Genomic DNA, 6,175 nt, shown 5'->3' with positions numbered 1-6,175 from the left:
TGCCAGGGGCCCTCACGAACGACGCGATTACGTTGCATGCCGATCGCAGAAGGCGACGACCTTGTCGCCTTTGACCTTCTTGTGACCGCTGAAGCCGAGGTTGTCGCCCCCAGCGGTGGCGCCGAGAATTCGAACAGTTCGGTAAGTGGAAAAGCTGGGCCCGAGTCGGCCGTAATGGCCGGCAAAGAGGAACCCAGAAAAATGACGAAACGGAATCGACGTGTGCACTGCCCGGCGTTCAAGGCGAAGGTGGCGCTGGCGGCCCTGGAGGGCGACAAGACGCTGGCGGAGTTGGCGCAGTAGTTCCAAGTACACCCAAACCAGAAAACGGAACTGGAAGAGGCAATTGCAGGAACGCGTTGCCGAAGTGTTCGAGACGGGCAAGACGTCGGCCGGGTCCCGGTCGACGTGATACGCGAAGCGCGTGCCGTGGGTCCCTCGAAGATGGCAACGGTGGAGTAGGCGCGTGGATGTATGAGGAACTGAAGCTGTTCAACGGCTATCGTGTTCGTCGTGCTGCCACACCGAAAGCGCGCCCATCATAATCCGCCCCATAAATCTTGACATGAAGCACACAGGAGAGCGTAGTGCCGGAAATCGGCCTGCTGCGTTCGACGTGGCGGGAGCTGGAAACGTGACCATGGTTGCCGGATTGCAGGCCATCGTGAAAGCGGTGGAATCACCACCGGAGCCTACCGGTGCGCGCGCCAGCTCTCGACCCTACCGGGGAGGAGAGACAGGGAAATAGCTCGCCTACGCCCTGTCTCTTACTCCACGCCTGATGGCGCGACTCTGTGTATCTGAGCGCCGTGGTGGACTTGGGCAGCCGAAAGGTACTGGCCCACCGCGTGACGATCACGATGGAGGTGATGCACGCTGTCGAGGCGTTGGAAGAAGCGTTCGCGAAGTACGGGCAACCTGAGATCGTCAACACCGACCAGGGCAATACCGTGCTCACGCATACCAGGAACTCGTCGGCCAGCTCCACATGCAGGCGTCAATGAGTCGACGAGGAAACTGCTTTGACAATGCGCCAATCGAATCGCTTTGGGATACGCTGAAAAGCGAGCTCGTCTATCATCGGCGCTTCGTCACGCGAGAAGGCGGTACACTGTGCCACCTGGATGCATTCGCGCTGCAACTGCCGCCACACTTTGCGTACCCCGTGCACGCCGAAATTCTCTTCCCATATGTGCCGGACGGCTTCGCACAGTATGGCGTTACGCCCGGTCCGTGGCGGAAACTGTCGCGGCTCAGCACGCCTGGCCGCATGTGCGTAATACGTCGACGGAGCAACCGGCAACACTCGGCAGGTTGGCTCGGCCCCGTACAACGCCCGATGACTGTCGACGAAGGCCACCTCCAGTGGGCCTCTTAATCTCCATATGGAACCCGTAATGTTCCCCGGGAAAACCAGTGCATGTCCGGTACCGTCGGATGGTATCCCCACTCCCCCGCAAGCGGGGGAGTTCACGCGCGTTTATTTTTCCTTGTTGAGTAACTCCTATACGGGAGCTCCGCTCTTTCTTGTGGGAAGTCCTTCGAAATCGAACCGCGTCACCTGGCACGAGGGGTTAGTCGCCCTCTCTATCTGTGGATTTGGTGTGTTCGGACTTTCCCCCATAAAAACGGATCGATTGTCAAAAGTTAGCTTACTCGGATCATCGTTATTGCTGGTGAGGTTGTTAACTCCGGGCATGGCGTTTACCTGAAAGGTGATGGAGTTCTCACGTTCTCGCATCGCGAACGCTGCATGCATCTCCTAACCCGTAATTAACCACACCTCGACGCAATCCACTTGCTCACAGCGGGTGACGTTCTATGGCTCTATCGCAATAACACGGGCGAGGTCAAATTCGAGGCGGACCAAAACGCTCTGGCCATACGATGAAGAAGGCAATGACGCCACGAAAAGCGCTTGCTCTATTTGAACAACGTAGTCGAGCAGGACCATCGCGCCATCAAACGCATCATCAGGCCAATGATGGGCTTCAGGGATTTCCGGTGCGCGCGCATCATCCTCACGGGTATCGGGGCTCATGCATATGATTCGCAAGGGGCAGATGCGCGACGACGCAAACAGAACTCCTGCTGCGCAGTTTTACTCACAGATCACATATGCAATCCTATCTATATCGATTTACTCATCCTCTCATCGTTATCGCGACACATCCATTGCGAATGACAGGGCAGTGCGGTCCTGCTTCACAGGCAGATCCCGCCGGAATGTGGTTTCGTGGCTCAGCGACTTCGGCTCAGAACTGGTCACGACCGGCCGGTGATCGACGCCGCGCGCGACGCGCGCAAGCCAGTCGGCGTAGTTGTGGCCAAACGTCTCCTGCAGCAGTCCAATATCCGATTGTGCGAACTCGCCGACGGTCGTGATGCCGATAGTGGCGAGCTTTTCGTTCGCCTGTAGGCCAACACCGTTGACCTTGCGCCGGCAGCGGCCAGATACGGCGCTCAAAATCGGCATGCTCGGGAATCGTCGGCCCATCGGGCATGTCCAGTTCGGAGCTGATCTTGGCGAGCAGCTTGTTAGGTGCAACGCAGATCGAGCAGATGAGGGCGGTCTCCTTCTGCGCCGCCGCCTTGATTGCGGCCTCGCCGTCGCGCGTCGCCGGTCAGGTCGATGTAGATCTCGTCGATGCCTGGTCGGTGAACCTACGAACCGCTGCCGTGAACAGGCGCGAGTAGTGGTGGTACGAATCGAAATCCATCGGCAACCGATAGGCATCGGGAGCAAGCTGTGCCGCCTTCATAATTCCCATCGCGGGGTGCACGCCGATCGCCCGCGCCTCGTACGTCGATGTTGTGACGACACCGCTTACCGCACCGGTGTCGCCGTCGTTGCCATCCGTCATTGGTCAACGTAATGGGCAACGTAACTTGCGCATTTCCCGCCATGTCGATTCTGCTACGGCAAGGCAAAGTCTTCGCAAGCACGTAGAGTGCGGCTTTCAATGCATCGCTCTCAGCCCACTTCGGCACGTCGGTCATCTCATACGAGTAGAAGACCGTCGTCCCTGTAGCGCTTCCCACGGTCATCGGCTCATTTCCTGATGCGGGAACGGTTGATCGGGTTCACGGGTCAAGGCCTTTCTCCCTGCCGACCTAGGTCGATCGAGAGGCAGCTGCGCACAGAACTGAGTCAACATCTGCGCCGTGCGGTTATCGCTCGGTGGCGAATTGCGGCTGTCTTCCTTTGCAGCACGGGAAATTGCCTCGAGCAGTGCCAGCGGCCCAGGATCGTGAACCGCTATACCTAAAGCCTCCATACCCTCATAGTTGTGGCGCACACGTTCTGGCAGCCGTTCCCAGGCGTGGTGCTCGGTTTGGATACCCGTCGTTAAAATCGCGGTCCTCTGCAGCTCCGGCAGCCGTTCGAGAAAACGCTTATTGGCGACAAGAAAAGAGACCGGGTACGCGTAACCCAGCGCGGTAAAGTTCGGCAAAACTTCGGCGTAGGCACGACCAGCAGCACCATCGCCCGACGACATCACCGCGTCGACGCGGCCCGCCTTTATTTGCGCAAGCGCTTCCTGAATCGGCAGAAAAACTGCCTGTGCTCCGAGCATTTCCATTACGCGCTTGGATGACTCGTCATATGTACGGATACGCATGCCGATCAGGTCGGATGGCGCGTTGATCTCCGATCGTGACCAGATCCCGGTCGGGGGCCAAGGGATCACCGCGAGCAGAACCAAACCGAGGCGATCCAGCGCACACCGATACGCTGGTCTGTCTATACTTGCCATATCGCGTGCCTGGGCGATTGAATGCACCACATACGGTTTAATCGACCGCGCTAGAAATGGTTCGCGAGCAGCCAGATTGCCGCCGAACAACACCCCGAAAGGCTGTTGACTAATACGCTTCTGAACTGAGGCAACACCCGCCTTATCCTGAAAATGCGGAATTGCACGAGGAGTGCCAACGCCAGCGTGATTTAGCAGACGCGCGAAGTCATCGGCGGCGTTTCCGGAGGCCGTATCTGCCGGATACGCACTTGCGATTGACCAATCGTACGTGGATGACCCATGGGCAACGCCGATCAAACTCGCCACGGACCATGCGATCATCGTCCGCAGTCCTGTAAGTCCGAGTGCAATCGGGACCCTGCTTCTCTTCAACTTCGGCATTACAGTCACTCTGCCCTAAGAAACTGTCACAAAATCGGAATTAATCGAGAATGCCGCCAACCCAGAGGACGACTCTATTAACCCAGTCAGGATTGCGCTGAACTTCGGTGCAAAACATATTAGCATCAACGTCAACTCAACCCCAATAACGATGATATATCGCAAATATAATCGGGTATTCAATTTTTGGTAACGAGTATCAGAGGGTCATGCCATTCGCTATAATTGATTTTTGGGCGTTGTCCACGTTGCTTGGTCGATCACGTAAAATGGCGAGACGTAAGAAATCGAAATCGCTCTATCATGGCCGCCGTTTTCCAGTCGCGGTCACCAGTTGTGTCGTGCGGTGGTATTTTCGCTTTCAGTTGAGCTTTTGTGACATGGAAGAACTGCTGTTCGAGCGTAAGCGGTAACTCCCCGACGCCCTTGCGATTTCACGCGATCTGATGCAGGGGCGAGCGCAGCGGATTGTCGGCGAGGAGTTATTTCCAGATGCGCGGCGTGAGTTCGTGCACGCGCGACGCCGGATGTTTGCCCACGCGTTGCGGCACGTCGATCAGAGATAATCGTAGGGCGGGCTGCTTGGCTCACCGGCAGCTGCCATCGAAATGCAGCGCATTGATTTGCGTAGCAAGACGATTGATGAACGCGAGCAATTGGCCCGCCAGCGGATCGACCGGCAAGATGCGCCTGCCACTCGCCATGATCGCACTCAAATCGACATAGCACGAAGTTCCGCGCGCGCACCCTTATCGCCTGACGATGCTGGCCACTGCAAGCGCCGAGGTTAATGTGAGATTGACCCGCGAAGACGGATCCTTTTGAACAGAAGGAGGAGTGCCGAAATGGGCACGCATCGTTCCCGTACCCGGCGGAGTTGCGGGCGCACATGGCCGAGCTGGTGAAGGCCGGCGCACCGTCTTATTGCGACGGAACCGCGGATTTTCAGTGAACTATCGAGGCCTGCAAGAGTTTCTGGTCCACGGCATTCGGTACGTCTTCCCAGCGCGCATGAGGGAGTTCACCCGTGGCATTGCCACAGGCCTGACCGAGCCGGTGTTCAAAAGGTATCCTTAAGGGTTCCGAAGATAAAGCGCCAGTCTGACCAGATCCCCGGGGAAACACATCTGGATTTGCCATCGGGCCGCTCTTTCGCATGGTGCCGATTGCAGTTCGACGGGATCGACTACTTTACGAATTGCTGGCGCTCGTCGACTCTATACTGATTACTGATGGGGTCGCCACGCGAACGAAATCTCGTGGTGTCCCTGCTCAATGATCGCCTAAAGAACTAAATATGGCTTACGAAGATCACGTTGCGATGATCCGCAATGTCGCACGAGCACTAGGGCCTGAACTCACTTCAGATGTGGCATTCGTCGGGGGCTGCGCGACTGCGTCGCTGCTAACCGATCACTACATGCTGACTCAGGTACGGCATACCGACAACGTCGACGTCATCGTCCGCATCATTCATATGGCCGGCTGTTGGACATTCCAGCGAGTGCTTCAGCTTCATCAAGGACTGGGTGGAAAAGAAGATCCGACGCCACATGGGGCGATCCCGGAATCGACGAGGCTTCGGCTGGAAGCGGTGGAGTAGGCGTTGGCTGTATGAGGAATTGAAGCTGTTGTTCAGCGGCTATCGTGTTCGTCGTGCTGCCGCACCGAAAGCACGGCCAGCGTGATGGGTCCCATAACCTTGACATGAAGCAAACAGGAGAGCGTAGTGCCGGAAACCAGCAAGCTGCGTTCGACGCGGCGGGAGCTGGAAACGTGACTATGGCAGCCGGACTGAGGTCCACCGCGAAAGTGGTGGAGAGACCACCGGAGCCTACCGTGCGCGCGCCTGCTCTCGACCCTACCTTCGGGGGGCCCGCTGCCGAGAGGTAGTGGGCTACCCAATCTAACGTGTTGTGAGCGAGCTATTGTCGGATCTGGTGTATGGGGTTGAGGCGGGGAATTGAGAAGGCGGTGGCGGTTGGCTGAGAATGTTGCTTGTCGAGAGTAACAACCAGCTAACCGGAATCCAC

The 6,175-nt window shown here is 57.4% G+C and carries 3 protein-coding genes and 6 pseudogenes; 6 read left to right on the top strand and 3 right to left on the bottom strand.

Annotation, left to right across the window (positions count from 1 at the left end; all coding sequences use genetic code 11):
• Positions 1 to 201: 201 nt before the first annotated feature.
• The 3 genes and pseudogenes from HV796_RS39725 to HV796_RS39715 form a co-directional block, all read left to right on the top strand.
• Positions 202 to 394: pseudogene (locus tag HV796_RS39725) on the top strand (transposase); the annotation flags it as partial.
• Between the two features lie 400 nt (positions 395 to 794).
• Complete coding sequence (locus HV796_RS39720; protein WP_175233220.1) at positions 795 to 1,004, top strand: DDE-type integrase/transposase/recombinase; 210 nt, start codon at positions 795 to 797, stop codon at positions 1,002 to 1,004.
• Positions 935 to 1,099: pseudogene (locus tag HV796_RS39715) on the top strand (IS3-like element ISBvi4 family transposase); the annotation flags it as partial. The gene HV796_RS39720 and the pseudogene HV796_RS39715, both read left to right, overlap by 70 nt.
• 6 nt (positions 1,100 to 1,105) lie before the next feature.
• On the opposite strand, the pseudogene HV796_RS44895 reads toward HV796_RS39715, so the two are convergent.
• Positions 1,106 to 1,369 (bottom strand): annotated as a pseudogene (locus tag HV796_RS44895) (IS3 family transposase); the annotation flags it as partial.
• Positions 1,370 to 1,924: 555 nt separating this feature from the next.
• On the opposite strand from HV796_RS44895, the pseudogene HV796_RS39710 reads away from it, so the two are divergent.
• A pseudogene (locus tag HV796_RS39710) lies at positions 1,925 to 2,108 on the top strand (DDE-type integrase/transposase/recombinase); the annotation flags it as partial.
• A gap of 74 nt (positions 2,109 to 2,182) precedes the next feature.
• Here HV796_RS39710 and HV796_RS39705 read toward each other — a convergent pair.
• Positions 2,183 to 2,825 (bottom strand): annotated as a pseudogene (locus HV796_RS39705) (DNA polymerase Y family protein); the annotation flags it as partial.
• A 219-nt stretch (positions 2,826 to 3,044) separates the two neighbouring features.
• Positions 3,045 to 4,082 (bottom strand): TRAP transporter substrate-binding protein DctP, encoded by a 1,038-nt coding sequence (gene dctP, locus HV796_RS39700; RefSeq protein WP_246356331.1) that lies wholly within the window; start codon positions 4,080 to 4,082, stop codon positions 3,045 to 3,047.
• Positions 4,083 to 4,411: 329 nt separating this feature from the next.
• Here dctP and HV796_RS39695 point away from each other — a divergent pair.
• Together HV796_RS39695 and HV796_RS39690 are read left to right on the top strand one after the other, a co-directional pair.
• Positions 4,412 to 4,546 (top strand): annotated as a pseudogene (locus tag HV796_RS39695) (IS6 family transposase); the annotation flags it as partial.
• An 893-nt stretch (positions 4,547 to 5,439) separates the two neighbouring features.
• Positions 5,440 to 5,745 (top strand): hypothetical protein, encoded by a 306-nt coding sequence (locus HV796_RS39690; RefSeq protein ID WP_175233218.1) that lies wholly within the window; start codon positions 5,440 to 5,442, stop codon positions 5,743 to 5,745.
• The last annotated feature ends 430 nt before the right edge of the window (positions 5,746 to 6,175 follow it).

This window comes from Paraburkholderia humisilvae, from assembly GCF_902859855.1.
In the GTDB taxonomy this organism is placed as follows: Bacteria; Pseudomonadota; Gammaproteobacteria; order Burkholderiales; family Burkholderiaceae; genus Paraburkholderia; species Paraburkholderia humisilvae.
Note: the sequence above shows the minus strand (reverse complement) of the source record. Positions and strands in the feature narration are given on the sequence as shown.